This is a genomic window from Pseudomonas sp. S150 (genome assembly GCF_004526365.1).
Classification (GTDB): Bacteria; Pseudomonadota; Gammaproteobacteria; order Pseudomonadales; family Pseudomonadaceae; genus Aquipseudomonas; species Aquipseudomonas putida_A.
The window spans coordinates 1,205,953-1,231,333 of record NZ_CP038207.1 but is presented as its reverse complement, the minus strand read 5'-3'; the positions used below and the strand labels follow the sequence as shown (position 1 = coordinate 1,231,333).

The following is a 25,381-nucleotide window of genomic DNA, read 5'->3' as shown; positions in this document are numbered from 1 at the left end:
CCGAGCGGCACGCCCTGCCCTTGTGGGAGCGGGCTTGCTCGCGAAGACGGCGGTACATCCAGCATGGGTGGCGCCTGACACGACGCTTTCGCGAGCAAGCCCGCTCCCACAGGAGTGCAGTGGTGAAACTCCCCATACAGAACAACTAAAAGATCCAAGCCAAGCGGAGCAAACGTGATGCAAAAGCCCAAACCGAACTTCTACAACCTGGCCTGGCGCTGGCATTTCTATGCCGGCCTATTCGTCGCGCCCTTCATGGTGATGCTGGCCCTGACCGGCATCATCTACCTGTTCAAACCGCAACTCGACTCACTGATGTACAGCAGCCTGCTCAACGTCCCGGCCGCGCATCACACAGTGCCGGCCGATGATCTGCTGCAACGGGTCAAGAGCGCTTATCCACAGGGTCAGATCAGCCAATACCTGCCGCCGGCCAACGCCGAACGCAGTGCTCAGTTTGTCGTCAAGAATGAGGGTCATGAACTCAACGTATTCATCGATCCGTACCACGGCGACATTCTCGGCGAGCAGGATGCGAAGAAAAATCTGCAAGCCATCGCCCGCGCCATTCACGGCGAGTTGATGATCGGCACGGTGGGTGATCGTCTGATCGAACTCGCCGCCGGTTGGGGCGTGGTGCTGGTGGTGTCGGGGGTGTTTCTGTGGTGGCCGCGGGGTCAGGCCGCCGGGATTCTGTGGCCACGCCTGAACAGTCGCGGTCGGGTGTTGTGGCGTGATCTGCACGCGGTCACCGGGTTCTGGGGCGCGGCATTGCTGCTGGTGATGCTGCTCAGCGGCATGACCTGGACCGGCTTCTGGGGCAAGCAATATGCGCAGGTGTGGAACGTGTTCCCGGCGGCGATGTGGAACAACGTGCCGACCTCCGACGTCGAGGCCGGCAGCCTCAATAACGCCGCGCGCCAGACCGTGCCGTGGGCGATGGAAAACACGCCGATGCCGATGTCCGGCGACCACGCCGAACACATGGCCCACGGCGGCATGCAACACGGCCCCGCCGCCCCCGCGATCAGCCTGCAAGAGGTGCAGAACATCGCCATTGAACGCAAGGTCGAACCCGGCTACAGCATCACCCTGCCAACCACCGCGACCGGCGTGTTCACCATCGCCGTGTTCGCCGACGACCCGCGCAACGACGCGACCCTGCATGTCGATCAGTACACCGGCAAGGTCCTCGCCGATGTGCGTTTCGAGCAGTACGGCGCAGTGGCGCGGGCCACGGAAATCGGCGTGATGCTGCACGAAGGCAAGATGTTCGGCACCTTCAACCAGATCGTCGTGCTGCTGATCTGCCTGATGATTCTGCTCAGCGCCGTCAGCGGTGTGGTGATCTGGTGGAAGCGGCGTCCGCAGGGCAAGTTCGGCGTACCGCCGCTGCGCCATGATCTGCCGAAATGGAAAACCGGCGTGGCGATCATGCTCGCTCTGGCAGTGATCTTTCCGCTGGTGGGCGCTTCGCTGGTGCTGGTCTGGCTGCTGGATCGGCTGCTCTTGTCGCGTCTGGGCCGCCAAGCTGAATCTGCCTCAACTTCAACGTGAAGCAGGCGAGATGCGCGTTTCAGACAGATCTTTAAACTGCCGGGGCTTAAACTCCGGCAGATTCCTGTGGGAGCGGGCTTGCTCGCGAAGGCGCAGTGTCATGCAACGAACAGGGTGCCTGACACGCCCTCTTCGCGAGCAAGCCCGCTCCCACAATTGCCGCTCTGCCCGCCACCAAAAGTTGCGGGCTTTCTTTTGAAGAAGTGATTCACCGTCCCGATGAACAAGTACCTCTTGTCCAGCCTCTGCCTGTTCGCCCTGAACAACGCCAACGCTGATGGCCAGCCGCTGACGCTGCCCACCGGCACCATCTCCGCGCCTGCGGTTGACGAAGAAAGTGTCAGCCTGACCACGCCGACCACCGCCGGCTCGCGCCTGAACCTGACGGCCATGGAAACTCCGGCCAGCGTCGAAAGCCTCAGCGGCGAGCAGGTTCGCGCCCGTGGCGATCGCAGCGTGCAGGACGCGGTGTCACGCAGCACCGGCATCAGCCGTACCGGCACCCCGGGCGATGGCGGCACCTCGTTGCAGGCACGCGGTTTTACCGGGCAGAGTTCGGTGATGCAGTTGTATGACGGCAATCGGATGTACACCGGCATGGGCACCGTGACCTTTCCGGTCGACACCTGGGCGGTGCAGCGCGTCGACGTACTGCGCGGCCGCGCCTCGGTGCTGTACGGCGAAGGCGCGACCGGTGCGGTGGTCAACGTGATTCCGAAGAAGCCGTTCGAGGGCGAAATAGAAAATCACCTGCGCCTCGGCTACGGTTCCTACGACAGTCAGCAGCAGGCGTTCGACAGCGGCGGCTCGCTGAGCGACACCCTGAGCTATCGCCTCAATCTCAATCGTCTGCGCAGCAACAGCTGGATCGATCGCGGTGACTCATCAAGCGACTTCATCAGCGCCGCGCTGCGCTGGCAAGCCACTGATGAGCTGGCGTTCACCCTCGCCCACGACTACGGCGACCAGCGTCCGCAGAATTACTTCGGCACGCCACTGATCAACGGCCAGTTGAAGGACAGCGTGCGCAACAAGAACTACAACGTGCGTGACGACCAACAGCACTACAACGATCAGTGGACGCGCCTGACCACCGATTGGCAGATCAACGACGCCGTCAGTGCCAGCAACGAGCTGTACTACCTCAAGGCCCAGCGCCGCTGGCAGAACGCCGAAAACTACAACTTCGACACCGCCACGCAACAGCTCAGCCGCAGTGGCTACTTCGGCATCGGCCACCAGCAGGAGCAGGTCGGCGACCGCCAGACCTTCACCTTCAAGCACTCGCTGTTCGGCCTCGACAGCCAGACCGTGACCGGCGTCGATTACAACCGCATCCGCTTCCAGCTCAACAGCAACTCGCCGTTCAACGACGTGCTGCCCAACGGTCAGCCCTTGGATCTGTATCACCCGCAGCCGGGCTATTTCGAAAGCGCCAACCCGTATCGCGACCAGTTCGACAGCACCACCAAACAGATGTCAGTGTTTGCGGAAAACCGCACGCAATTGAGCGAGCGCTGGTCGCTGGTGACCGGCGTGCGCCGTGATTACGTGCACGTTGATCGCAACAATCTGATCGACGACAGCCAGAGCGACAAGACCCTGACCGGCAACAACTGGAAGGCCGGACTGGTGTTTGCCCTCACGCCCGAGACTTCGTTCTACGGTCAGGTCGCGACCAGCACCGACGGCATCGGCGGCCTGATATCCCTCAGTCCGAGCCAGCAGCAATACGACCTGTCGACCGCGCGCCAGACCGAGGTCGGCATGAAGCAGTTGCTCTGGGATCAACGCGGCGAGTTCACCCTGGCGGCCTATCGCATCGTCAAAAAGAAACTGCTGACCGACGATCCGGGCAACCCCACGCTCAAGCAGCAAGTCGGCCAGCAATCGTCCAACGGCCTGGAAGCCAGCCTTGATCTGCAACTGCCGCACGCCTGGCAACTGCAGGCCAACGCGGCGATTGTGAAGGCCAAGTACGATGACTTCTCCGAAGTGGTCGACGGGCAAACCCTGTCGTACAACGGCAATCGCCCGGTGGATGTACCACGGCGCACCGCCAATCTGTGGCTGAACAAAAACCTCAGTGATGATCTGAAGGCCGGGGCCGGCGTGCGTTATGTCGATGCGCGTTACGCCGACATGGCCAACCGCAACGAGCTGCCGAGTTACACCGTGGTCGATGCGACGCTGTCGTGGCAAGCCTTGCGCAACACCACGCTGGGCCTGCAGGTGAACAATCTGTTTGACCGCCAGTACGCACAAAGCCAATACAATGCGGGCCAGCAGTGGATTCTCGGCGAGCCGAGATCGTTCTTCGTCACCGCTGATTACACTTTTTGATTGAAGATTGCGCCCTCACCCTAGCCCTCTCCCGGAGGGAGAGGGAACTGACCGAGGTGTTTGGGCAAGTTGCACCGACTTGAAAGTCCGAGTCGAACTCAGTTTTGAAACGCATGAAGATCGGCTCCCTTTCCCCCTCGCCCCCTCTGGGGAGAGGGCTGGGGTGAGGGGGATGGATCTACCGAAAAAACACGAAATCGAGAACACACCGAACGCCCTATGACGTCACTCACCCTCACCCACCTCGCCTGGACACCTCTGGGCCACGGCCACTGCCATCACCAGTTCCAGCTGCGTGACGCCTCGTTGCAGGTGGCCGCCGGTGAGTTCGTCGGGCTGATCGGCCCCAACGGCAGCGGCAAGACCAGCCTGCTGCGCTGCGCTTATCGCTTCAGTCAGCCGGAAAGCGGTGAGGTCAGACTCGATCATCACAACGTATGGAAGCAATCCTCGCGCTGGTGCGCAAAGCGCATCGCCGTGGTCCTGCAGGAATTCCCCGATGCCTTTGGCCTGACCGTCGAAGAAGTGGTCGCCATGGGCCGCACGCCGCACAAAGGCCTGTTCGATGGCGACACGCTGGAAGATCGCAATCTGGCGACGCAAGCGCTCAAATCCGTCGGCCTCGACGGCTTCGAAGACCATGCGTTCGCCACCCTGTCCGGCGGTGAGAAGCAGCGGGTGATCCTTGCCCGCGCCCTGACTCAGCAACCGCAACTGCTGATCCTCGACGAGCCGACCAACCACCTCGACCCGCGTTATCAGCTCGAACTGCTGCAACTGGTCAAACGTCTGCAGATCGGCACCCTCGCCAGCATTCACGACCTGAACCTGGCCGCCGCGTTCTGTGACCGACTGTACGTGATCAACCACGGGCGGATCGTCGCCAGCGGCACGCCGCAAGAAGTACTGACCACCGAGCTGCTGCGCGAAGTGTTCGGCGTCGAGGCGTTGATCGATTCCCACCCTCTTCACGGCTACCCGCGAATCACCTGGATAACCCGACCATGACTGTGCGTTCCCTGCTTTGTGTCGCTCATTTGTTGTGCAGTGCTCAAGCCTTGGCCGAAGCCACGAAATACCCGCTGACCATCCACAGCTGCAACCGCGAAGTGACCTTCAACGAGGCGCCGAAGCACGCGGTCAGCCACGACATCAACATGACCCAGATGATGCTCGCCCTCGGCCTCAAATCACGCATGGCCGGTTACAGCGGCGTCAGCGGCTGGAAGTCGGTGACGCCCGCGATGCAGTCGCTGCTCGACGGTTTGCCGGAGCTGGCCGCGAAATATCCGTCGGTGGAAACCCTGCTCAACGCCAACGTCGATTTCTTCTTCGCCGGCTGGGATTACGGCATGCGCGTCGGCGGCGATCTCACGCCGCAGACCCTGCAACCGCTGGGCATCAACGTGTATGAGCTGACCGAGTCCTGCGCCTTCGTGATGAAGCGTCCGGCGGCGACGCTGGACGACACCTACAACGACCTGCGCAATCTGGGGAAGATTTTCGACGTGCAGGATCGCGCCAACGCACTGATCGCCGACATGCAGAATCAGGTCGCCGAGATCCGCAAAGACCTGCCCGCCGACAAGCCGCGCGTGTTTCTCTACGACAGCGGTGAAGACCGCGCCATGACTTCCGGGCGTCTCGGCATGCCGCAGGCGCTGATTGATGCTGCAGGCGGGCGCAACATTCTCGACGACGTCGACGCGAGCTGGACGAGGGTCAACTGGGAGACCGTGGTCGAGCGCAATCCGCAGGTGATCGTGATCGTCGACTACAGCGAAATCACTGCTGAACAGAAGATCGAATTTCTGCTGAAGAACCCGGCGCTGCAATCGGTCGATGCGATCAAGAACCAGCGCTTCATCGTCATCCCTTACGTGCAGGCCACGCCGGGGATCGATAACGTGCTGGCGGTGGAAACCCTGGCCAAAGGATTCCACGGCGAATGATCGACCGTCGCTACGCCTTGTTGCTGATCGCCCTCGGTGCCCTGTTGCTGATGTCGTGCGTGGTCTCGCTCGGTTTTGGTCCGGCGCGGGTGCCGGTGGAGGTGGTTTGGCGGATTCTGCTGCACAAGACCTTCGGTTTCGGCGAGGTGAGCTGGAGCGCCGGGCAGGAGCACATTGTCTGGCTGATCCGTGTGCCGCGCATGTTGCTCGGGGCGTTGGTCGGTGCCGGGCTGGCGTTGATTGGCGCGGTGCTGCAAGCGGTGACGCGTAACCCACTGGCCGATCCACACCTGCTCGGCGTCACCTCCGGCGCGACCCTCGGCGCCGTGATCGTGGTGCTGCACATCGGTGAAATCGTCGGCCTGCTGACCCTGCCGATTGCCGCGTTCATCGGTGCATTGCTGAGCATGTTTCTGGTGCTGGGCATTGCCAACCGTCAGGGTCGGCTCGACAGCGACCGGTTGCTGCTGTGCGGCGTGGCGGTGTCGTTCGTGATGATGGCAATCGCCAACCTGCTGCTGTTCATGGGCGACCATCGCGCCAGCTCGGCGGTGATGTTCTGGATGCTCGGCGGTCTTGGCCTGGCGCGTTGGGAGTTGCTGACAGTGCCGGCGCTGAGCGTGCTGCTCGGCCTCGGTTTGCTGCTGGGTATGGCCCGACCGTTGAACGCACTGATGGCAGGCGAACAGACTGCCGTGACCCTCGGTCTGAATGCCCGCGCGGTGCGTTTGCGGGTGTTTGTGATCGCGTCCTTGATGACCGGGGTGCTGGTGTCGATCAGCGGCTCGATCGGTTTTGTCGGGCTGATGGTGCCGCACATTGCCCGGCGTCTGGTCGGTGCCGAACACCGCCGATTGCTGCCGGCCTGCGTACTGCTCGGCAGCCTGTTTCTGGTGTGGGTCGATGTCGCCGCACGAACCCTGATCGCGCCGGAAGACCTGCCCATCGGCGTTGCCACCGCGGCTATCGGCGGTCTGTTCTTCATCGGACTGATGCGCCGCCGCTGATCCAGCACAATCAACTTGTAGGAGTGAGCCTGCTCGCGATGACGGCGACACATTCGACATCAATGCGGATGACAGAACGCTATCGCGAGCAGGCTCACTCCTACAGGGGACAGTGTTGTCCTTGAAATCGCGCCCCAATCTGGCGCGGCCGCTTGCACCAACGCTCTCTCCGCGTCCCTTCATGGTGCACCCCACCCGCGCGGAACCGCTCTAAACCGACATTTTCCTGCCCGATCCCGACCGGGCACAGCCCTTGCAAAACACACCTTCAGTCGTCCGCATCTGCCAACCATAAAAAACTTTAACGTTCATGGAGATCGCACAATGAAGCGTCGCAGTTTGATCAAGGCTTTCACACTCTCGGCATCCATTGCCGCGATGGGCATGACCTGGACTGTCCAGGCCGCCGAGACCATCAAGGTGGGGATTCTGCATTCGTTGTCCGGGACCATGGCGATCTCCGAAACATCGCTCAAAGACATGGCGCTGATGACCATCGACGAGATCAACGCCAAGGGCGGCGTGAACGGCAAGATGCTCGAACCGGTGGTTGTCGACCCGGCGTCGAACTGGCCGCTGTTCGCCGAGAAGGGCCGGCAGTTGCTGACTCAGGACAAAGTCGCCGTGGTGTTCGGTTGCTGGACCTCGGTATCACGTAAATCGGTACTGCCAGTGTTCGAAGAACTCAACGGCCTGCTGTTCTACCCGGTGCAGTACGAAGGCGAAGAGATGTCGCCAAACGTGTTCTACACCGGCGCCGCGCCGAACCAGCAAGCGATCCCTGCCGTTGAATACCTGATGAGCGAAGAAGGCGGCAGCGCCAAGCGCTTCTTCCTGCTCGGCACCGACTACGTCTATCCGCGCACCACCAACAAGATCCTGCGCTCGTTCCTGCACTCCAAAGGCGTGGCCGACAAGGACATCGAAGAGGTCTATACCCCGTTCGGTCATAGCGACTATCAAACCATCGTCGCCAACATCAAGAAATTCTCCGCTGGCGGCAAGACTGCTGTGATCTCCACGGTCAACGGCGACTCCAACGTGCCGTTCTACAAAGAGCTGGCCAACCAGGGCCTGAAAGCTACCGACGTACCGGTGGTGGCGTTCTCGGTGGGTGAAGAAGAGCTGCGCGGCATCGACACCAAACCGCTGGTGGGCAACCTTGCGGCGTGGAACTACTTCGAGTCCGTGGAGAACCCGGTGAACAAGAAGTTCGTCGCTGACTGGAAGGCCTACGCGAAGAAACACAACCTGCCGGGCGCCGACAAAGCGGTGACCAACGACCCGATGGAAGCCACTTACGTCGGCATCCACATGTGGGCGCAAGCGGCGGAGAAAGCCAAGTCCACCGACGTCGACAAGGTTCGCGAAGCACTGGCTGGCCAGACCTTCGCCGCACCGTCCGGTTACACCCTGACCATGGACAAGACCAATCACCACCTGCACAAACCGGTGATGATCGGCGAGATCCAGGCTGACGGTCAGTTCAACGTCGTGTGGCAGACCGAAGGGCCGATCCGCGCGCAACCGTGGAGTCCGTTTATCGATGGCAACGACAAGAAGCCGGATTATGCGGTGAAGAGCAACTGAGCCATTGGGTGTCGGCCTCGCGCCTGGCGTGAGGCCGACTCGATCCCCCTGTGGGAACAATATTTTGTGGTGAGGGGATTCATCCCCGATGGGTCGCGAAGCGACCCCAAATGCTACAGGCGCGATGTACCTGTGAATCGCGGCGACTGTTTTTGCGACTGCTTCGCAGCCGATCGGGGATGAATCCCCTCGCCACAAAGACTGTGCCCACCATTAGTCCGCGCAAGGCGACTCTTTATGCCGACTACCCTTTACCGCTTCATCCTCGCCATCGCACTGCTGTTGCCGATGACTGCCTTTGCCGGCGACGCCGAAGACTTCGTCGCCGCCAACCCGGTGCAACAGGCCAAACTGCTGGAAGCCTGGGCCGCGCAGCCCGAGCCGGCGCGTGTCGAGCTGATCAACGCCCTGCAACAAGGCGAATTGATCATCGACGGCCAGCCAAAAACCCTGCGTCTGAACAACCGCCTGCGGGGTCTGATCGACACCGCGTTGGCCAGCCACCAATTGCTCGCCGCCGACGCCAAAACCCGTCTGACTGCCGCGCAGCAATTGCAGAAAAGCGCGAAACCCGCGCAGCTGAAATTCCTCGACCAGCAACTGGCTGGCGAAAAAGACGAGAACGTCCATGCCGCCCTGAGCCTGGCGCTGGCCAATCTGCAACTGGTCGACAGCGATCCGGCGGTGCGTCTGGCTGCCGTACGCCTGCTGGGTGAAACCGGCGATCCGCTGGCCCGCACCCGCCTCGAGGGTCTGCTCGAACCCGGCGTCGAAAGCGATGCCGGGGTGCGCACCGCCGCCGAAACCAGTCTGGCGCAGGTCAAGCGCAAACTGCTGATCGGCGAAGTACTCGGTCAAGCCTTCAGCGGCATGTCGCTCGGCTCGATCCTGCTGCTCGCGGCCCTCGGTCTGGCGATCACCTTCGGCCTGCTCGGGGTGATCAACATGGCCCATGGCGAGATGCTGATGCTCGGCGCTTACTCGACTTACGTGGTGCAGCTGATGTTCCAGCGTTACGCACCGCATGCCATCGAGTTCTACCCGCTGATCGCGCTGCCGGTGGCGTTCTTTGTCACAGCGGCGATCGGCATGGCGCTGGAACGCACGGTGATTCGTCATCTCTACGGCCGCCCGCTGGAAACCCTGCTCGCCACCTGGGGCATCAGCCTGATGCTGATCCAGTTGGTGCGCCTGCTGTTCGGCGCGCAGAACGTTGAAGTAGCGAACCCGGCGTGGCTGTCCGGCGGGATTCAGGTGCTGCCGAATCTGGTGCTGCCGTACAACCGCATCGTGATCATCGCTTTCGCTTTGTTCGTGGTGGTGCTGACCTGGCTGCTGCTGAACAAGACCCGCCTCGGCCTCAACGTGCGAGCGGTCACGCAGAACCGCAACATGGCTGCCTGCTGCGGCGTGCCGACCGGGCGCGTCGACATGCTCGCCTTCGGCCTCGGCTCGGGCATCGCCGGCCTCGGTGGCGTGGCGCTGAGCCAGATCGGCAACGTCGGCCCGGATCTGGGTCAGAGCTACATCATCGACTCATTCCTGGTGGTGGTGCTCGGTGGCGTCGGGCAACTCGCCGGCAGCGTGCTCGCCGCGTTCGGGCTGGGCATCGCCAACAAGATTCTCGAACCGCAGATCGGTGCGGTACTCGGCAAGATCCTGATCCTCGCGCTGATCATTCTGTTCATCCAGAAACGTCCGCAAGGCCTCTTCGCACTGAAAGGACGGGTGATCGACTGATGAACCAGCCTCTACTTGTCACGGCCACGCAAAAAGCCGGGCCGAAAGTCACCCTTGCCATCGGCGCGGTGATCCTCGCGCTGCTGATCGCTCTACCGTTGCTCTCGCTGTTGCCGGCGGACAGCGCGCTGCATGTCTCGGCCTACACCCTGACGCTGGTCGGCAAAATCCTCTGCTACGCGATCGTCGCTCTGGCGCTGGATCTGGTCTGGGGCTACGCCGGGCTGCTGTCGCTGGGCCACGGCCTGTTCTTCGCCCTCGGCGGTTATGCGATGGGCATGTACCTGATGCGTCAGGCCGCCGGTGATGGTTTGCCGGCGTTCATGACCTTTCTGTCGTGGACCGACCTGCCGTGGTACTGGAGCGGCACCAGCAGTTTTATCTGGTCGATGTGTCTGGTGGTGCTGGCACCGGGTTTGCTGGCGCTGGTGTTCGGCTTCTTCGCCTTCCGTTCGCGGATCAAGGGTGTGTATTTCTCGATCATGACCCAGGCCCTGACCTTCGCCGGGATGCTCCTGTTTTTTCGCAACGAGACCGGCTTCGGCGGCAACAACGGTTTCACCAATTTCCGCACGATTCTCGGTTTCGGCATCACTGAGCCGGGCACCCGCGCGGTGCTGTTTCTGGCGACCGTGTTGCTGCTGGTGGCGAGTCTGTTCATCGGCTGGCGTCTGGCGCAGAGCAAGTTCGGCCGGGTGCTGACCGCGCTGCGCGATGCGGAAAACCGCCTGATGTTCTGCGGCTACGACCCGCGCGGCTTCAAGCTGTTCGTCTGGGTCTTGAGCGCGGTGCTGTGCGGTCTGGCCGGGGCGTTGTATGTACCGCAGGTGGGGATCATCAACCCCAGCGAAATGTCGCCGACCAACTCCATCGAAGCGGCAGTGTGGGTCGCCCTCGGCGGTCGCGGCACGCTGATCGGGCCGTTGCTCGGTGCCGGTGTGGTCAACGGCATGAAGAGCTGGTTCACCGTGGCTTTCCCCGAATACTGGCTGTTCTTCCTCGGCGCGCTGTTCATCGTCGTGACGTTGTATCTGCCCAAAGGCGTGATCGGCCTGCTGAAGAAACGAGGTGAACAATGAGAGTCACTGCGAGTGCTGAATTCATGCTCGAACCGGCGTTCTTCCCCGTGGAACCGAACAAGGACGAAGGCACCAGCCGTGACTCGATCGGCCTCGGCCAACGCGTCGGCCCGGGCCTCGACACCCGCCACGGCACGATCCTGACCCTGGAAGACATCAGCGTCAGCTTCGACGGCTTCCGTGCGCTGAACAATCTGAACCTGTACATCGGTGTCGGCGAACTGCGCTGCATCATCGGCCCCAATGGCGCAGGCAAGACCACGCTGATGGACGTCATCACCGGCAAGACCCGCCCCAGCCACGGCAAGGCGTGGTTCGGCGAAACCCTCGATCTGACGCAGATGAGCGAAGTGCAGATCGCCCAGGCCGGGATCGGCCGCAAGTTCCAGAAACCCACAGTGTTCGAAGCGCTCAGCGTGTTCGAGAATCTGGAGCTGGCGCAGAAGACCGACAAGTCGGTGTGGGCCAGTTTGCGCGCACGCCTGAGCGGCGAGCAGCGCGATCGCATCAGCGAAGTGCTGGAGACCATCCGCCTGACCACCTCGGTCAATCGCCCGGCGGGCTTGCTGTCACACGGCCAGAAGCAGTTTCTGGAGATCGGCATGTTGCTGATGCAAGACCCGCAACTGTTGCTGCTCGACGAACCGGTGGCCGGGCATGACCGACGCCGAAACCGAATTCACCGCCGAGCTGTTCAAGAGCCTGGCCGGCAAGCATTCGCTGATGGTGGTCGAGCACGACATGGGCTTCGTTGGCTCGATTGCCGACCATGTGACGGTGCTGCATCAGGGCAGCGTGCTGGCGGAAGGCTCGCTGGAGCAGGTGCAGGAAAACGAGCGGGTGATCGAGGTCTATCTCGGCCGTTGAACTGCAAACACCTTTCCAATGTGGGAGCGGGCTTGCTCGCGAATGCGGTGTGCCATTCAAGTTGATGGCGACTGATCCACCGCATTCGCGAGCAAGCCCGCTCCCACAGGGGGATTTGAGGAGATTTTTGAGAATGCTGCAAGTCGACAAGCTGCACCAGTACTACGGCGGTAGCCACATCCTCCGTGGCCTCTCATTCGACGTAAAAGTCGGCGAAGTCACCTGCCTGCTCGGGCGCAACGGCGTGGGCAAGACCACCCTGCTCAAATGCCTGATGGGCCTGTTGCCGGCCAAGGAAGGTGTGGTGAATTGGGAAGGCCAACCGATTACCACGTTCAAGCCGCACCAGCGTGTACACGCCGGGATCGCCTATGTGCCACAGGGCCGGGAAATCTTCGGCCGGCTCACGGTGGAAGAAAATCTGCTGATGGGCCTGTCACGGTTTCCCGGCAGCGAAGCGAAAGAAGTCCCAGGTTTCATCTACGAATTGTTCCCGGTGCTGCTACAAATGAAGCAGCGCCGCGGCGGTGACCTGTCCGGCGGTCAGCAACAGCAGCTGGCTATCGGTCGCGCCCTGGCCAGTCGTCCGCGTTTGCTGATCCTCGACGAGCCCACCGAAGGCATCCAGCCCTCGGTGATCAAGGAGATCGGCGCGGTGATCAAGAAGCTCGCGGCGCGGGGCGACATGGCGATTTTGCTGGTTGAGCAGTTCTACGACTTCGCCGCCGAGCTGGCCGATCAGTACCTGGTGATGTCCCGGGGCGAGATCGTGCAACAGGGGCGCGGCGAAAATATGGAGGCCGAGGGTGTACGAGGTCTGGTAACAATTTAATCTGTAGCTTCCTAACGATAATTACAAACCATGAACTTACCGCTTCCCACTGCCCTGTTTACCCCGAGCTGGCACGCCGAGCTGGAGCTGGCCTACGCCCGCTTCGGCGACTGTACGCGCCCGGTTCAGCGCCGGCATCTCGGCCCGCTGCGCGTGCAAAAGCACCTGTATGCCGAAGGCCCCGAGGTCTGCCAGCACATCATCGTCCACCCGCCCGGCGGGATCGCCGGCGGTGACCGGCTGAACATCAGCGCCCGCGTCGAAGCAGACGCCTGGGCGCAGATCACCAGCCCCGGCGCGGCCAAGTGGTATCGCGCGGCAGGGCCGGCGTATCAGCGGCTCGACCTGAAAGTGGCGGCCGGCGCGACGCTCGAATGGCTGCCGCAGGAAACCATCGTCTACAGCGCCGCCCAGGCTGAGCTCACCACCGCGATCGAGCTTGAGGGCGATGCACGACTGTTCTACTGGGACGTGGTGGCGCTGGGTCGCCCGGCCAGTGGCGAGCGCTTCGACCTCGGACATTTCCAGGCGCACCTGGATATTCGCCGCGACGGCCGCTTGCTCTGGCATGAGCGCCAGCGCCTCAGCGGCAATGACGGCCTGCTCGACTCGCCCATTGGCCTGGATGGCCACCCGGTGTTTGCGACGCTGCTGGTGAGCGGTGAAATCGACGCCGAACTGCTGGAGCGTTGCCGCTCGCTGGGCCATGAGGTGCGCGGTGATCTGACCCAGTTGCCGGGGCTGTTGGTGGCCCGTTGCCTGGCGAGCGAGGCACTGCTGGCCCGCGCCTGGCTGATCGACCTGTGGCGCCTGCTGCGCCCGGCCCTGCTCGGCCGCGAAGCGGTATCACCGAGAATCTGGAGCACTTGAAAAGCCACCCTCACCCCCCGCCCTCTCCCGGAGGGAGAAGGAGCCTGACCAGGTTGTCTGGAAGGAAATTTGCATTCTCGAAAAATATTGACTGACTGGACCGGCCTCGACAAACGACCGAAATCAGTCCCCTCTCCCTCCGGGAGAGGGCTAGGGTGAGGGATGGCTCTAACTGGCCCCCACGCCCGCAAGAACCTCACAAAACTGCCCTGATGGATACCCGCAATGGACCTGACCCCACGCGAAAAAGACAAGCTGTTGATCTTCACCGCCGGCCTCGTCGCCGAACGCCGACTGGCCCGAGGTGTGAAACTCAACTACCCGGAAGCCATGGCCTACATCTCCGCCGCGCTGCTCGAAGGCGCCCGTGACGGCCAGACCGTGGCCGAGCTGATGCACTTCGGCACCACCCTGCTCAGCCGCGAGCAGGTGATGGAAGGCATCCCGGAAATGATCCCGGAGATCCAGGTCGAAGCGACGTTTCCCGACGGCACCAAACTGGTCACCGTCCACCAACCGATCGTCTGAGGCCGCGCCATGACCTACACCATTCGCGATGCCCTGCACGCCGACCTCCCTGCAATCCGCGACATCTACAACGACGCGGTGCTCAACACCACGGCGATCTGGAACGAATCGGCGGTCGACCTCGGCAACCGCCAGGCGTGGTTCAGCGCCCGTCAGGCCCAGGCCTACCCGATTCTGGTGATCGTCGACGCCGACAACGTTGTGCTCGGCTACGCTTCCTTTGGCGACTGGCGGCCGTTCGACGGTTTTCGCCATACCGTCGAACACTCGGTCTATGTCCGTAGCGACCAGCGCGGCAATGGCCTTGGCCCGCAATTGATGAGCGTGCTGATCGAGCGGGCCAAAGCCTGCGACAAGCATGTGATGGTCGCCGCCATCGAAAGTGGCAACGCCGCTTCCATTCGTCTGCATGAACGCGCCGGTTTCAGCATCACCGGACAAATGCCGCAAGTCGGCACCAAGTTCGGTCGCTGGCTCGATCTGACCTTCATGCAACTGACCCTCAATCCTGGCGCCCAGCCGCCGGTCGCCAACAAGGAGTGACACGCGATGAACCCCGCCCAACTGCGACGCGTCAATGCGGAAAGTTTTGCGCACTATCGTCAGGGCCTGATTGATCTGCTGCTCGACGCCGTGGGTTATGGCGCCAGCGTCGGCTTCATGGCCGATCTCGATGCCGCGCAGGCCCGCGCCTATTTCGATGAAGTGCAGCAACAAGTGAACAAGGGCAGCGTGTTGCTCTGGGTGGTGGTCAAGGATGAAGAGGTGCAGGCCAGCGTGCAGTTGGGCCTGTGCCAGAAGGCCAACGGCCTCAATCGTGCCGAGGTGCAGAAGCTGCTGGTGCGTGAACAGGCGCGGCGACGCGGCCTCGGCCAGCAATTGATGAATGCGCTGGAGCTCGAAGCGGCCAAGCACAAGCGCGGCATGCTCTACCTCGACACCGAGGCTGGCTCCCCCGCCGAAGATTTCTACAAGGCCCTGGGTTACACCCGCGCCGGCGAAATTCCCGACTACGCCTGCGACCCGCACGGCACGTATCGCCCGACCGCCCTCTACTACAAGATTCTGCAAGGAGCCCGGCCATGATTCCCGGCCAGTACCAGATCCAGCCCGGCGACATCGAACTGAATGTCGGCCGCCGCACCCTCAGCCTGAAAGTCGCCAACAGCGGCGACCGACCGATCCAGGTCGGTTCGCACTATCACTTTTTCGAAACCAACGACGCGCTGACCTTTGATCGCGCGGCCAGCCGTGGCATGCGCCTGAATATCCCGGCCGGCACCGCGGTGCGCTTCGAACCGGGGCAGAGCCGCGAGGTCGAGCTGGTGGAGTACGCCGGGCATCGCCGGGTGTTCGGCTTTGCCGGGCGGGTCATGGGTGATCTCTAAGTAATGCGGTGTCTGCTCTGGCCCCTTCGCGAGCAAGCCCGCTCCCACATTCGACCGCGTTCCTTCAGTTGAAATGCGGTCAATTGTGGGAGCGGGCTTGCTCGCGAATCTGTGAGCGCAGCGAACAGCCTCAAAGACCATTGAATTCCAAGGCGAACACATGAAGATTTCCAGACAAGCCTACGCCGACATGTTCGGCCCCACCGTTGGCGACAAGGTGCGCCTAGCGGACACCGAGTTGTGGATCGAAGTCGAAAAGGACTTCACCACCTACGGCGAAGAAGTCAAATTCGGCGGCGGCAAAGTCATCCGCGACGGCCAGGGCCAGAGCCAACTGCTCGCCGCCGAAGTGGTCGACACGCTGATCACCAACGCGTTGATCATCGACCACTGGGGCATCGTCAAAGCCGACGTCGGCCTCAAGGACGGGCGTATCGCCGCGATCGGCAAGGCCGGCAACCCGGACGTGCAACCGAACGTGACCATCGCCATCGGCGCCAGCACCGAGGTGATCGCCGGTGAAGGCATGATCCTCACTGCCGGCGGCATCGACACGCACATCCACTTCATCTGCCCGCAGCAGATCGAAGAAGCGCTGATGAGCGGTGTCACCACCATGATCGGCGGCGGCACCGGGCCGGCGACCGGCACCAACGCCACCACCTGCACCTCCGGGCCGTGGCACCTGGCGCGGATGCTGCAGGCCGCCGACGCGTTCCCGATGAACATCGGCCTCACCGGCAAGGGCAACGCCAGCCTGCCGGAGCCGCTGATCGAGCAGGTCAAGGCCGGCGCCATCGGCCTCAAACTGCACGAAGACTGGGGTACCACCCCGGCGAGCATCGACAACTGCCTGAGCGTCGCCGACCAGTACGACGTGCAGGTGGCGATCCACACCGACACCCTCAACGAATCGGGTTTCGTCGAAACCACCCTCGGCGCGTTCAAGGGCCGCACCATTCACACCTATCACACCGAAGGTGCCGGCGGCGGTCATGCGCCGGACATCATCAAGGCCTGCGGTTTTCCTAACGTGCTGCCGAGCTCGACCAACCCGACCCGGCCGTTCACCCGCAACACCATCGACGAACACCTCGACATGCTGATGGTCTGCCACCACCTCGACCCGAGCATCGCCGAAGACGTGGCGTTCGCCGAAAGCCGTATCCGCCGCGAAACCATCGCCGCCGAAGACATCCTCCACGACCTCGGCGCGTTTTCAATGATCAGCTCCGACAGCCAGGCCATGGGCCGCGTCGGCGAAGTCATCACACGCACCTGGCAGACTGCTGACAAGATGAAAAAGCAGCGCGGCCCGCTGCCGCAGGACGGCGAAGGCAACGACAACTTCCGCGCCAAGCGCTACATCGCCAAGTACACGATCAACCCGGCGATCACCCATGGCATCAGCCATGAAGTGGGTTCGATCGAAGTTGGCAAATGGGCCGACCTGGTGCTCTGGCGTCCGGCGTTCTTCGGTGTGAAACCGACGCTGATCCTCAAGGGTGGCGCCATCGCCGCCAGTCTGATGGGCGACGCCAACGCGTCGATTCCAACCCCGCAACCGGTGCACTACCGCCCGATGTTCGCCAGTTACGGCGGCTCGCTGCACGCTACCAGCCTGACGTTCATCAGTCAGGCCGCGCAGGAGGCCGGGTTGCCCGAGGCATTGGGCCTGAAGAAGAAAATCAGCGTGGTCAAAGGCTGCCGCGACGTACAGAAAACCGACCTGATCCACAACGATTACCTGCCGAACATCGACGTCGATCCGCAGACCTATCAGGTCAAGGCTGACGGCGTGCTGCTGTGGTGTGAACCGGCCGAGACCCTGCCGATGGCTCAGCGCTACTTCCTGTTCTGACGCACGGCAAAAGGCCCCGGTTTCGTGTCTTGCGCACGATCCCGGGGCCTTTTTCATGTCGCTGGAAAAGCACTGTGCAAACGGTCGTGTATTTCCCGCCAAAGGGGCTAATATTCGATTCGCTCCGCCTTTTTTCAGGAACTGCCCATGCGTCTTTCCGAGTTCATCGTGGCCAATATCGACCCTATCGTCGATGAGTGGGAACAGTTCGCCGCGACCATCACGCCGGCCGCCGACTATCTGGATTCCACTGCGCTGCGCGATCACGCCAGCGAGATTCTGCGGGCCGCCGCCCGCGACATGAACAAGCCGCAAAGCCCCGCCGAACAGGCTGCCAAAGCCAAGGGCGAAGGCCCGGAAAAGACCCCGAGCCTGGACGAGGCCGGCGCCAGCCATGGCGAACTGCGCCACACCGTCGGTTTTGACCTGGTGCAGATGACCAGTGAATTCCGCCATTTGCGTGCCTGCGTGATCCGCCTGTGGGTCAACAGCCTTGAATCGCCGGACATGACCTATTTTCAGGACATGATCCGTTTCAACGAAGCCATCGACGAGGCACTGGCCGAATCCACCGCGGCCTACGCCGAGCAGGTCAATCGCTCGCGGGACATTTTCCTCGCCATCCTCGGCCATGACCTGCGTGCGCCGCTGCAGGCGGTGAGCATGTCCACCGAACTGCTGCTGCGCAAATCCAGCCTTGAAGGCGATGCCCTGGCCTGCGCCCAGCACATCAAGCGTGGCGCGCGGCACATGGCGACGATGGTCAGCGATCTGCTGGAACTGGTGCGCAGTCGTCTGGGCCGTAGCCTGCCGATCGAGCCGGCACCGATGGATCTTGCCGTTGCGGCGCGAGCGGCGATCGCCGAAGCCTGCGCCGGTCAACCGCAATCCGATCCCAGGCTCACCGTACACGGTGACACCAGCGGCGTGTGGGACGCCGGACGGATCGACCAGTTACTGCAAAACCTGATCGGCAATGCCTTGCAGCACGGTGCCAACCAGCGCGACGTGACCCTCGATCTGCGTGGCGAGGGCGACCACGTGTGCCTGTCGGTGCACAACTACGGCACACCGATTTCCGAAGAGGCGATCGGTACGATTTTCGACCCGCTGGTGCGCAGCGCCGACGAAGAACTCGGGCAGCCGTCGACCAGCCTCGGGTTGGGCTTGTTTATCGTCAAGGAAGTGGTGACCGCCCATGGCGGGACGATCGATGTCAGCTCGAGCGAGGCTGACGGGACGTTGTTCAGTGTGGTGTTGCCGAGAAAGGTTTAAGCAGGCTTACCGCGTAATCGTTCTTCGCGAGCAAGCCCGCTCCCACATTTGACTGCTTTTCAACTGGAAAACCGCGGTCGAATGTGGGAGCGGGCTTGCTCGCGAAGGGGCCGGCAAAGACACTCAAAAACCAACGGTAAAACTATTCGACCACCAAACGCCCCAACCGCTGGCGCAGCATGCGATTCTCGGCTCGCAGTTCCTTCACTTCATCCAGCAGATCAAGTGCCAGGGCGACGCCCTCCCACTCCAGCTCCAGCTCGCGCCGCAACTTCGCGGCGCGCTTGGCCAGGCTCAGCTCGTAGTCGGTGAACCGCCATTCCCGGGGCTGCGCGCCCTGAGGTTCGAGGATGCCGTGTTCGACGATTTCGATCACGTAGACGTCCGACAGATCGGCCGCCTCACAGAATTCTGCCATGTCCAGTTGAACGATCAGGGGGCTGCTCATGATGGGCTACTCCGTCGTCGGATTCAGAAGTTCTCTCTTGGGTTGAACGCGGCTTTTTTCGCCAGTTCCTGCCACAGCGCCTTGACCTCGTCGTCCGAGGTTTTCGGCATCACGGCCTTGAGCTGCACGAACAGATAACCACGCTCACCGGCCTTGTTTTTCAAGCCATGACCCTTGGCGCGCATGCGCTGGCCATTCTGGCTGCCGGCCGGAACCTTGAGGTTGATCTTGCCGGTCAGGGTCGGCACGGCCACTTCAGCGCCCAACGCCAGCTCCCACGGTGCCAATGGCAGGGTGATGATCAGGTTTTCGCCTTCGACATCGAATTTCGGATGCGGCGCAAAGCGAATGGTCAGGTACAGGTCGCCATTGGCCCCGCCACCGATGCCCGGTGCGCCCTGCCCTTTGAGGCGGATGCGCTCGCCGTCGGTGACGCCCGCCGGGATCTTCACGTTCAGGCTCTTGCTGGTGTTGCTGACGTGCTGACCGTTGGCGTTGTATTGCGGGACCTGGAAGCTGACCTTCTTCGACTCGTCCGACAGGGTCTCCTCAAGGAAGACCGGCAGTTCCATTTCCACGTCTTGCCCTCGGCGCCCTGCACTGCGTTGTTGCCGACCGTCGCCACCGAAACCGGCGCCGCGATTGCCGAAGATCGAACTGAAGAAGTCCGAAAAGTCGCCGGTGTCGCCACCGCCGCCGCCAAAACCGCCACGGCTCTGCCAGCCCGGCGGGCCCTGGAACGGCTGACCGTGCTGGCCATAACGGCGCAGCTCGTCATATTCGGCGCGCTTGTCGGCGCTTTTCAGCGCTTCATAGGCTTCCGAGGCGTCCTTGAACTTGGCCTCGGCATCTTTTTCCTTGCTGACATCGGGGTGGTATTTGCGCGCCAGCTTGCGATAGGCAGCCTTGATCGCCTTGTCGTCCGCTGTCGGCTCCACGCCGAGTATCTTGTAATAGTCTTTGAAGTCCATCGAAGGAATCACCATCCGTTATCGATTTCGCGCCGAGGCCAGCATGCGCTCATTCGCGCGTGCCGGGTTGACCGATCTCAACTTTGTGACCGGGTGGCGCAGCAGAAGTTTATCGGCAGTGGACGACGGTTCTTGCGACCGCCGGTATGTCTGCCGGCCCATGCCAGCAAGTTTGGGGCGAAGCTGCGACTTTCAAGAAGCTTAGTCGTGAAATAGCAGATGACCGGCCTTCGAATCTGCCGCGCACTGACATACACTGCGCGGCCGTTTTTTGACCGGAACCCGAAAGACATGAACAACGCCTCTCCAGCCCGTGCCTGCGGTATCGACTTCGGCACCTCCAACTCCACCGTCGGCTGGCTGCGCCCCGGCATGGAAACGATGATCGCGCTGGAAGACGACAAGATCACCCTGCCGTCGGTGGTCTTCTTCAACATCGAAGAGCGCCGTCCGGTTTACGGTCGTCTGGCCCTGCACGAGTACCTGGAAGGCTACGAAGGCCGGCTGATGCGCTCGCTCAAGAGCCTGCTCGGTTCCAAGCTGATCAAGCACGACACCAGCGTGCTCGGCACGGCGATGCCGTTCAAGGATCTGCTGGGGCTGTTCATCGGCCAGCTCAAGAGCCGTGCCGAAACCGCCGCCGGTCGCGAGTTCGAACAAGTGGTGCTGGGGCGTCCGGTGTTTTTCGTCGATGACGACCCGCTGGCTGACCAGGAAGCCGAAGACACCCTGGTCGAAGTGGCACGCAAGCTCGGCTTCAAGGACGTGTCGTTCCAGTACGAACCGATCGCTGCAGCATTCGACTACGAGTCGACCATCGAAAAAGAAGAGCTGGTACTGATCGTCGACATCGGCGGTGGTACCTCGGACTTCTCGCTGGTACGTCTGTCGCCCGAGCGTCGCGGCATGGACAACCGCCACGATGACATCCTCGCCACCGGCGGCGTGCACATCGGCGGGACCGACTTCGACAAACAGCTGAGCCTGCAAGGCCTGATGCCGCTGTTCGGCTACGGCAGCCGGATGAAGAGCGGCGCCTACATGCCGACCAGTCACCACATGAACCTGGCGACCTGGCACACCATCAACTCGGTGTACTCGCAGAAATCCACCCTGGCGCTGGGCAGCATGCGCTACGACATTGAAGACACCGGCGGTATCGACCGGTTGTTCAAGCTGATCGAACAGCGCGCCGGGCACTGGCTGGCGATGGAAGTCGAAGAAACCAAGATCCAGTTGACCCACGCCGACAGCCGCCACGTACCGCTGGACCGTATTGAGCCGGGCCTGAGCGTGGAACTGAGCCGCGCCCTGTTCGAATCCTCCATCGACGCCTTGCTTGAGCGCGTGCGCGGCAGCGTTACGCAGCTGTTGAACGATGCCAACGTGTCGGTGGCTCAGGTCGATACGGTGTTCTTCACCGGCGGTTCAAGCGGCATTCCGGCGCTGCGCAACAGCGTTTCGGCGATGCTGCCGAATGCGCGACATGTTGAAGGGAATATCTTTGGCAGCATTGGCAGCGGTCTGGCGATTGAGGCGATGAAGCGCTACGGTTCGATGGCCTGATCCAGAATCAGCGGCGCGCCATTCGCGAGCAAGCCCGCTCCCACAGGATCACACTGAACCTGTGGGAGCGGGCTTGCTCGCGAAAGGGCACTTTCAAACGCTATAAGGCTTGAATCAAACCATCCCGCCCAGCTTCAACTCACTCTTCAGGTACGCGTAATAAATCGGCCCCGCCACCACCCCCGGCAGGCCGAACGCGGCTTCGAACACCAGCATCGCCAGCAGTAATTCCCACGACTTGGCACTGATCTGCCCGCCGACGATGCGCGCGTTGAGGAAGTATTCGAGCTTGTGGATAAAGATCAGATAGCCCAGCGCCGCCACCGCCACCCAGATCGACAGCGACAGACCGACGATGGTGATCAGCGTGTTCGACATCAGGTTGCCGATCACCGGCAGCAGGCCGAGCAGGAACGTCAGGACGATCAGGGTCTTGGTCAGCGGCAGCTTGATGCCGAACAGCGGCAAGACCACCACCAGGAAAATCGCGGTGAAGAACGTGTTCAGCAGGGAAATCTTGATCTGCGCGAAGACGATGTTGCGAAAGGCTTGAACCACCAGATGCAGACGGTCGAACAGGGCGGCGGCCAGCGGTTTGCGTTTGGTCAGATCCGGTACTCGCTGCAGAGCAATGATCGCGCCGAGAACCATGCCAATCAGCAGGGTGACAAACATGTGCGCCGCGTCCTTGCCTACCAGTTGCAGCTCGGACAGATGCTTGCTCGCCCATTCGCCGATGGCCACGCGAAATTCCGCAGCGCTGGCCGGCAGGTAGGCATCGAGGAACGGCGGCAGTTGGCCGCGCGCGCGATCGACCACGCCCATGAATTTGTCGAGCGAGGCGCCCGGATTTTCCGCTTCGTGCAGCAGGAAACTGATGGCGCCAGCAAAGATCAGCGCCAGCACACTGACCACCAGGGTGCCCAGCAGCGCCACCGCCAGCCAGCGCGCACGCCGACCTTCGATCAGCCGTTGCAGTTGCGGGGTGAGCATGTTGACCAGCTCGAACACCAGCAAACCGGCCAGCAGGCTGGGCAACAAGCGCAGCGGCAACGCCAGCAACAAACCGCCGCAAATGATGATGCAGCTGACCCAAAACACAACATGACGCTCAGAAAACGTTGGCATACAGCCTCAAAACGAACGGCGTAAAAGGATTGGCAGTCTGCCAGCGATCCGGGGAGAGCACTAGGGATATGCAGGGGCTATTGTCGTGCTCAATGGCCCCTTCGCGAGCAGGCTCGCTCCCACATTGGAATGCGCACTCCTGTGGGAGCGAGCTTGCTCGCGAAGAGGCCAGCCCGCTCACCACAAGACTCAAGTGCTTACTTTTTCTTCAGGCAATCACTCATGAAGGTCTTGCGCGCATCGCCGGTCAGCGCCTTGGTTTTCGCGTCGGCGTTGCAGGTTTTCATTTTCTCCTGCTGCGGGGTCAGCACTTTGCCGTCATTGGCGGCCGGTGCAGCCTTGAGGCAAGTGCTCATGAAAGTCTTGCGCTCGTCGCCCTTGAGGCTTTTGGCGGTAGCGTCAGCATTGCAGGTGGTCATTTTGTTCTGTTGCGCCGTGGCGGCGAAACCCTGGGAACACAGGAGCAGACCGATCATCAACAAAGGGACACGCAACATCTTCATGGAGTTTTCTCCTTGTCGCCGCATCGATGGATGCGGCCTCCGCTGAAGTGTAGCCAAATCTTGTTACACCTTCCTGCCTTCCACGTGGCTACGCCGATACTGTTCCGGCGTACACCCGGCCTGCCGGGCAAACATGGCAATGAACGCCGAGCCGCTGCTGTAGCCGAGATCGAAAGCGATTTCCTGCACGCTCTTCGTGCTTTCCAGCGCCTCGATCGCCGCGAGATAACGCAGGCGCTGACGCCATTCGCCGAAACTCAGTCCCAGTTCGCGCACGAACTGCCGGGCCAACGTACGCTCGCTGACGTGCACTTGCGCCGCCCAGTGGGCCAGCGGGAGGTTATTGCCCGGATCGGCCTGCAAGGCGTCGAGGATCGCCAGCAACCCGGGATTGCTTGCGTACGGCAGATAACATTCATGCACCGGCGCCTGTTGCAATTGATCGACCAACACCTGGGCCAGACGCTGGTCGGCATCCAGTTCGGGGATTTTCACGTCGCGGGCGGCGAAGTCCTTGAGAATCGCCTTGAGAATGTCGCTGATTGCCAGCGTGCAGGCGCGCGGCGGCAGATCGGCGCAAACCTTCGGATCGAGGCACACCGCGCGGTAGTTGACCGGTTGATGGCTGTAGAAACTGTGCTCGACCTGCGGCGGCACCCACACCGCGTAGTGCGGCGGCGACATGAAGCGGTTGCCGTCGACGTCCATGTGCAGCACACCGTGGGCCGCGTACTCCAGCGTGCCCCACGGATGACGGTGCGGCGCCGCGTATTCATGGGCGTTGAAGTCGGCATAGCGAAAGTACACCGCCGACGGCAGTTCGCTGAAATCCAGCAGATCGATGTGTTTGCTGTTCATGCTGTCCGGTTGCAGTGGCAGGTTGTCCGGTTCGCAGTATAGGGCTGCATCCAGACAGGCGATAATCACCGTTCATCAACGTTCTGGTTTTAACCCATGCAATACGCGTTTCCCCTGCTGGCGATTTTCATCTGGGCCGGCAATACCGTGATCAACAAACTGGCGGTCGGGGCGATCTTCCCCGCCGAGATCGGTTTCTACCGCTGGCTGCTCGCCGGTCTGCTGTTCACCCCGTTCATGCTCAAAGCGGTGATCGCGCACTGGCCGCAGATCCGCCCGAACTTGGGCAAGATCTTCATCCTCGGCGTGCTCGGGATGGCGGTCTATCAAAGCCTGGCCTACTTCGCCGCGACGCTGACCACGGCGACCAACATGGGCATCATTTTGTCGCTGATGCCGCTGATGTCGCTGGCTATGGCAATCATCAGCCTCGGCCAGCGCCTGACCGCTGGGGCATTGTTCGGCGCGGTGCTGTCGTTCGCCGGCGTGCTGGTGGTGGTGTCGTCCGGCAGCCTCGGCGCGCTGCTGCAACATGGAGTGAACCTGGGTGACGCGATGATGCTGATCGCCACCCTGGCCTACGCGATCTACAGCACCCTGCTGAAAAAATGGCAGCTGCGCCTGCCGCCGCTGGTGTTGTTGTACCTGCAGGTGCTGGTGGCGATTGTGGTGCTGTTTCCGCTGTACGCCGCCTCGCCGAAAACCGGCTTCACCGCGCAGAACATTCCGCTGGTGCTGTACGCGTGCCTGCTGGCGTCAATGCTTGCGCCGCTGGCGTGGATGCAGGCGGTGCAGCGTCTGGGGCCGAGCCGCACGACGTTGTTCTTTAACCTGCTGCCGCTGATTACCGCGCTGATTGCGGCGGTGGTGCTGAAGGAGCAGTTGGCGATGTATCACCTGGTGGGTGGGGTGTTGACATTGGGTGGGGTGATTCTGTCGGAGCGCTGGACCACCGTTCTAGGCCGCAAACTCAGCGTTGCCTGATCTGGCCCTGTGGTGAGGGGATTTATCCCCGAAG

The 25,381-nt window shown here is 62.0% G+C and carries 23 protein-coding genes and 1 pseudogene; 19 read left to right on the top strand and 5 right to left on the bottom strand.

The annotated features are described in order from the left end of the window. The first annotated feature begins 177 nt into the window (after positions 1–177). From E3Z29_RS05665 to E3Z29_RS05580, 17 genes and pseudogenes are all read left to right on the top strand, one after another. On the top strand, positions 178–1,557 hold the full coding sequence (locus tag E3Z29_RS05665; protein WP_134785327.1) for a PepSY domain-containing protein: 1,380 nt from the start codon (positions 178–180) through the stop codon (positions 1,555–1,557). 219 nt (positions 1,558–1,776) lie between these two features. After that, positions 1,777–3,900 carry a TonB-dependent siderophore receptor gene (locus E3Z29_RS05655; protein WP_134785325.1) on the top strand — a complete coding sequence of 708 codons (2,124 nt, stop codon included), beginning with the start codon at positions 1,777–1,779 and terminating at the stop codon, positions 3,898–3,900. 219 nt (positions 3,901–4,119) lie between these two features. Then, positions 4,120–4,908 (top strand): ABC transporter ATP-binding protein, encoded by a 789-nt coding sequence (locus E3Z29_RS05650; RefSeq protein WP_134785324.1) that lies wholly within the window; start codon positions 4,120–4,122, stop codon positions 4,906–4,908. Continuing rightward, complete coding sequence (locus E3Z29_RS05645) at positions 4,905–5,852, top strand: ABC transporter substrate-binding protein (RefSeq protein WP_134785323.1); 948 nt, start codon at positions 4,905–4,907, stop codon at positions 5,850–5,852. Before E3Z29_RS05650 ends, E3Z29_RS05645 begins: the two co-directional genes overlap by 4 nt. After that, a complete protein-coding gene (locus E3Z29_RS05640; protein WP_134785322.1) occupies positions 5,849–6,859 on the top strand; it encodes an iron ABC transporter permease in 1,011 nt (336 codons plus the stop codon). Before E3Z29_RS05645 ends, E3Z29_RS05640 begins: the two co-directional genes overlap by 4 nt. A 324-nt stretch (positions 6,860–7,183) precedes the next feature. After that, complete coding sequence (urtA, locus tag E3Z29_RS05635; RefSeq protein WP_134785321.1) at positions 7,184–8,449, top strand: urea ABC transporter substrate-binding protein; 1,266 nt, start codon at positions 7,184–7,186, stop codon at positions 8,447–8,449. A gap of 237 nt (positions 8,450–8,686) precedes the next feature. After that, positions 8,687–10,189: an urea ABC transporter permease subunit UrtB gene (gene urtB, locus E3Z29_RS05630; protein ID WP_134785320.1), complete on the top strand. Its 1,503-nt coding sequence runs from the start codon at positions 8,687–8,689 to the stop codon at positions 10,187–10,189. Then, entirely contained in the window at positions 10,189–11,268 is a 1,080-nt protein-coding gene (gene urtC, locus E3Z29_RS05625) for an urea ABC transporter permease subunit UrtC (RefSeq protein WP_098966991.1), read from the top strand. The genes urtB and urtC overlap by 1 nt, the downstream gene beginning before the upstream one ends. Then, positions 11,265–12,135: pseudogene (urtD, locus tag E3Z29_RS05620) on the top strand (urea ABC transporter ATP-binding protein UrtD). Before urtC ends, urtD begins: the two are co-directional and overlap by 4 nt. 133 nt (positions 12,136–12,268) lie before the next feature. Then, complete coding sequence (gene urtE, locus E3Z29_RS05615) at positions 12,269–12,967, top strand: urea ABC transporter ATP-binding subunit UrtE (RefSeq protein WP_098966990.1); 699 nt, start codon at positions 12,269–12,271, stop codon at positions 12,965–12,967. Between the two features lie 30 nt (positions 12,968–12,997). Next, positions 12,998–13,837 (top strand): urease accessory protein UreD, encoded by an 840-nt coding sequence (locus tag E3Z29_RS05610; RefSeq protein WP_134785319.1) that lies wholly within the window; start codon positions 12,998–13,000, stop codon positions 13,835–13,837. 225 nt (positions 13,838–14,062) lie between these two features. Beyond that, entirely contained in the window at positions 14,063–14,365 is a 303-nt protein-coding gene (ureA, locus tag E3Z29_RS05605; RefSeq protein ID WP_007915951.1) for an urease subunit gamma, read from the top strand. A 9-nt stretch (positions 14,366–14,374) separates the two neighbouring features. Further along, the gene (locus E3Z29_RS05600) at positions 14,375–14,908 is read left to right on the top strand and encodes a GNAT family N-acetyltransferase (protein ID WP_047600616.1); all 534 of its coding nucleotides are present in this window, start codon (positions 14,375–14,377) and stop codon (positions 14,906–14,908) included. Between the two features lie 6 nt (positions 14,909–14,914). Further along, positions 14,915–15,451: a GNAT family N-acetyltransferase gene (locus E3Z29_RS05595; protein WP_027613558.1), complete on the top strand. Its 537-nt coding sequence runs from the start codon at positions 14,915–14,917 to the stop codon at positions 15,449–15,451. Continuing rightward, on the top strand, positions 15,448–15,753 hold the full coding sequence (locus tag E3Z29_RS05590; RefSeq protein WP_098966985.1) for an urease subunit beta: 306 nt from the start codon (positions 15,448–15,450) through the stop codon (positions 15,751–15,753). The genes E3Z29_RS05595 and E3Z29_RS05590 overlap by 4 nt, the downstream gene beginning before the upstream one ends. A gap of 160 nt (positions 15,754–15,913) precedes the next feature. After that, positions 15,914–17,614, top strand: coding sequence for an urease subunit alpha (gene ureC, locus E3Z29_RS05585; protein WP_134785318.1), 1,701 nt, complete (start codon positions 15,914–15,916; stop codon positions 17,612–17,614). A 147-nt stretch (positions 17,615–17,761) separates the two neighbouring features. Beyond that, positions 17,762–18,889, top strand: coding sequence for a sensor histidine kinase (locus E3Z29_RS05580; protein ID WP_027613555.1), 1,128 nt, complete (start codon positions 17,762–17,764; stop codon positions 18,887–18,889). 142 nt (positions 18,890–19,031) lie between these two features. Here the strand turns inward: E3Z29_RS05580 and E3Z29_RS05575 are convergent, their stop codons facing one another. Next, positions 19,032–19,337 carry a chaperone modulator CbpM gene (locus E3Z29_RS05575; protein WP_027613554.1) on the bottom strand — a complete coding sequence of 102 codons (306 nt, stop codon included), beginning with the start codon at positions 19,335–19,337 and terminating at the stop codon, positions 19,032–19,034. Positions 19,338–19,360: 23 nt separating this feature from the next. Next, a complete protein-coding gene (locus tag E3Z29_RS05570; RefSeq protein WP_027613553.1) occupies positions 19,361–20,308 on the bottom strand; it encodes a DnaJ C-terminal domain-containing protein in 948 nt (315 codons plus the stop codon). 291 nt (positions 20,309–20,599) lie between these two features. Here E3Z29_RS05570 and E3Z29_RS05565 point away from each other — a divergent pair, with 291 nt between their 5' ends. Beyond that, positions 20,600–21,874 carry an Hsp70 family protein gene (locus E3Z29_RS05565; protein WP_098966982.1) on the top strand — a complete coding sequence of 425 codons (1,275 nt, stop codon included), beginning with the start codon at positions 20,600–20,602 and terminating at the stop codon, positions 21,872–21,874. Between the two features lie 114 nt (positions 21,875–21,988). Here E3Z29_RS05565 and E3Z29_RS05560 read toward each other — a convergent pair whose 3' ends face one another. From E3Z29_RS05560 to E3Z29_RS05550, 3 genes are all read right to left on the bottom strand, one after another. Further along, on the bottom strand, positions 21,989–23,002 hold the full coding sequence (locus E3Z29_RS05560; RefSeq protein WP_027613551.1) for an AI-2E family transporter: 1,014 nt from the start codon (positions 23,000–23,002) through the stop codon (positions 21,989–21,991). 197 nt (positions 23,003–23,199) lie between these two features. Beyond that, a complete protein-coding gene (locus tag E3Z29_RS05555) occupies positions 23,200–23,505 on the bottom strand; it encodes a PsiF family protein (RefSeq protein WP_007966973.1) in 306 nt (101 codons plus the stop codon). 63 nt (positions 23,506–23,568) lie between these two features. Then, positions 23,569–24,363 carry a helix-turn-helix transcriptional regulator gene (locus E3Z29_RS05550; protein WP_134787546.1) on the bottom strand — a complete coding sequence of 265 codons (795 nt, stop codon included), beginning with the start codon at positions 24,361–24,363 and terminating at the stop codon, positions 23,569–23,571. A 96-nt stretch (positions 24,364–24,459) separates the two neighbouring features. Here E3Z29_RS05550 and E3Z29_RS05545 point away from each other — a divergent pair, with 96 nt between their 5' ends. Continuing rightward, positions 24,460–25,347, top strand: coding sequence for a DMT family transporter (locus E3Z29_RS05545; protein WP_108181533.1), 888 nt, complete (start codon positions 24,460–24,462; stop codon positions 25,345–25,347). The last annotated feature ends 34 nt before the right edge of the window (positions 25,348–25,381 follow it).